Source organism: Streptomyces chiangmaiensis (assembly GCF_036281785.1).
Classification (GTDB): domain Bacteria; phylum Actinomycetota; class Actinomycetes; order Streptomycetales; family Streptomycetaceae; genus Streptomyces; species Streptomyces chiangmaiensis.
On record NZ_JAYWVC010000450.1, the window covers coordinates 1 to 2,937 of the forward strand.

2 protein-coding genes and 1 pseudogene are annotated in these 2,937 nt (G+C 66.3%); 2 read left to right on the plus strand and 1 reads right to left on the minus strand.

Annotation, left to right across the window (positions count from 1 at the left end):
* Positions 1 to 277: 277 nt before the first annotated feature.
* Positions 278 to 796 (plus strand): hypothetical protein, encoded by a 519-nt coding sequence (locus VXC91_RS44180; protein WP_329512982.1) that lies wholly within the window; start codon positions 278 to 280, stop codon positions 794 to 796.
* 515 nt (positions 797 to 1,311) lie between these two features.
* Positions 1,312 to 2,539 (plus strand): annotated as a pseudogene (locus VXC91_RS44185) (IS110 family RNA-guided transposase).
* An 81-nt stretch (positions 2,540 to 2,620) separates the two neighbouring features.
* Here VXC91_RS44185 and VXC91_RS44190 read toward each other — a convergent pair.
* Positions 2,621 to 2,937: ATP-binding protein (locus VXC91_RS44190; protein ID WP_329512983.1), on the minus strand; the 317-nt coding region annotated here is incomplete at its 5' end.

Genomic DNA, 2,937 nt, shown 5'->3' on the forward strand with positions numbered 1-2,937 from the left:
GACGCCATCATCGGATTGATCTTCACCGTAGTGGAGATGGGTCCAGCTGCCCAGGCAGACACGACCGCGGTTGCTGGTTTTGGCCCCGGGCGTTGAGCTGCTTGGGGCAGTGCGAGGCGGTATGGGACGTCTCCGGGTCGCTGGGTCCGTCGCAGGATTTCCGAGACCACTGCGACTTCCAATCCCTTGATCAAACGTATGCACGAGGTGATCGGGTGGCTGCGGGTCGTGGCGGATCTTGAGAACCCAAGTCCACACTGAAATGAAAGGAAGGCCGATGCCCACAACGACTATCGAGCACACGATGCGCCGCCTTGACATCGCCACTGGCCAACGGTTCGACGACTTCATCGCGGCGTTCGTCGACGCGGTCCCTGACTTCGACGTGGCCCGGATGCGGCGCGTAGCCGAGCAGAACGGGACCTGGGACGACGTTTTGCGTGCAGTCGCCGAGAACGCGCCGAACGAGTTCGTCCTGTTTGGCGCGATTGATACACGTCCACTGATGTCGGTGGCTGGCAATAAGCGCCCGGCGATTGAGTACCTCATGGGCAACCACACCATTGCCGAACGTATGTACCGCCACCACCCCGATACCCTTCTGTACGCCCCGCTGCGAGTGCTCATCTACGGAAGTGACGAAGGAGAGGCCGTCTTCGCGATTGACCAGCCCTCCACCGTGTTCGCTGGGCTGGGTGTTCCGGAGGTCACCGCGGTCGGCCACGAGCTGGACCAGAAGCTCGTCGCGCTGCTGGAGTTGCTTCGGGTTGAAGTGCCGTCGTCGTTGCGCGCCTGATCCAGCATTCGACAGTTGCCAGTGCCATATCGCCGCGAGGGCCTAATTCCTTCGTAACGACCACGTTGGTCCCGGGTGGGGGTAGCGGGTTGTTCGAGTGCGAGGGCTGTCACGTCCGTCCCGAGGTGCTCTCGTGAAAGCTCTGGTTGGCCGGTGCGGGCGGTCCTCGCGCTCGGGTGGTGGCGGGCGTGTGGGCGCCGGGCGGATTCCTACACGAAGCCTGGCCTGAGAAGCCTTGAGTGAAGAGCGACAGCGCTCGGCGTCTGCGCGACCGCCACCACCGAGGCTGCGCTCGCTCTTTAACGTTGGTGGTGCGAGCCCGTTACGCGGTGACCTCTCGATATGCCCGAGCTGTCCGAGCTCCCGTCGAGACTGAGGCCCGTGCGACGCGCTGGTGCCGCGAACGGCTAGTGAGGTGGCGGACCGACGTCGGTCGAGTCCTGGAATTAGGTCGCTGCGCGGCCCGCTTGCGCTCGTGCCCAGCGCAAACGCCGATTGCTCAGGGGAGGAGCAACTTGATCTACCGCGGAATCGACTGGGCCGAGAAAACGCACGATGTCGCCCTGGTCGACGACTCCGGCCGGCTGCTGGCCAAACGGCACATCACCGACGACGCGGCCGGCTACCAGATCCTGCTGGACCTGCTCGCTGAGTACGGCGACAGCGGGGAGAATCCGATCCCGGTGGCGATCGAGACCTCCCGCGGGCTGCTGGTCGCCGTGTTGCGGCAGGGCAAGCGGAAGGTCTTCGCGATCAACCCGATGGCCGCGGCCCGCTACCGCGACCGGCACTCCGTCTCCCGCAAGAAGTCCGACCCGGGGGATGCCCTGGTGCTGGCGAACATCCTGCGGACCGACATGCACGCCTACCGGCCCCTGCCCGACTACAGCGACCTGGCCCGCGCCATCGCCGTGTTGGCCCGGGCTCAGCAGGACGCGACGTGGAACCGGCAGCAGATCGCCAACCAGCTGCGATCCTTGCTGCGGGAGTACTACCCGGCCGCCTTGGCAGCGTTCGAGCCCTGGAAGAGCGGCCTGTGCCGCGCTGAGGCCCACGAGGTTCTCAAGCTCGCTCCGACCCCCACGCGGGCCGCTCGGCTGACCCGCGCTCAGCTCCAGTCCGCGCTCAAACGGGCTGGCCGCCAACGCGGCATCGACGCCGAGGCCGAGCGACTCCGCGAGGTCTTCCGTGCTGACTGGGCCCACCCGCCTGCCCTGGTCGAGGACGCGCTCGGCAAACAGATGCTTGCCCTCCTGGTCCAGCTGCAGGCCGCCTGCACCGCCGCCGACGACCTCGCCAAGGCGGTCGAAGAGGCCTTCCCCCAACACCCGGACGCTGACTGCTGCTGAGCTTCCCCGGGCTCGGACTTCAGCTCGGTGCCCGGGTGCTTGCCGAGATCGGGGACGACCGCGACCGCTTCGCCGACGCCCGCGGCCTGAAGGCATACGCCGGCTCCTCGCCCATCACCAGGGCCTCCGGGAAGAAGTCGAGCATCACCCGCTGGTGGGTCAAAACGACCGGCTCAACCACGCCGGATACCTGTGGGCCTTCTCCGCCCTCCGGGCCTCGCCCGGAGCCATGGCCCACTACCGGCGGCCCCGCGACGACCACGGAGACTGGCACGCCGCCGCCCAGCGACATCTCTTCAATCGCATGATCGGCCAGCTCTACCGCTGCCTCCAGAAGGGCGAGTTGTTCGATGAAGAGACCGCCTTCCCGACCGAGCTGGCTGCCGCGGCTTGACACCTTGGCGTCGTGAGGTGTCTTCCTCAGCCTGGCCTGCAGCATCATCGGCTGGCGCCGACTGAAGAAACCCTAATTTTATTAGATGGTCCAAGCATCTCTCGGTAGTTCTTGTTCGGCCCAGACGGTCTTGCCGCCGCCCGTTGTGCTGCGGCATCCCTGTCGCTGGGAAAGCTGGGAGACGATTCTGAGGCCGCGGCCGGACTCATCGAGGCTACGGGCCTGTCGCCGATGAGGGAGACAGTCGCTGGCATCTGAGACTTCGCAGGTCAGAACCTCGTGCCGGATCAGGCGCAGACGGATGCGGCCTGTGGCGTGGCGGACGGCGTTGGTGACCAGTTCGCTGACGATCAGCTCCGTGGACGGGGCCATCCGATCCAGCCCCCACTTGGCCAGTC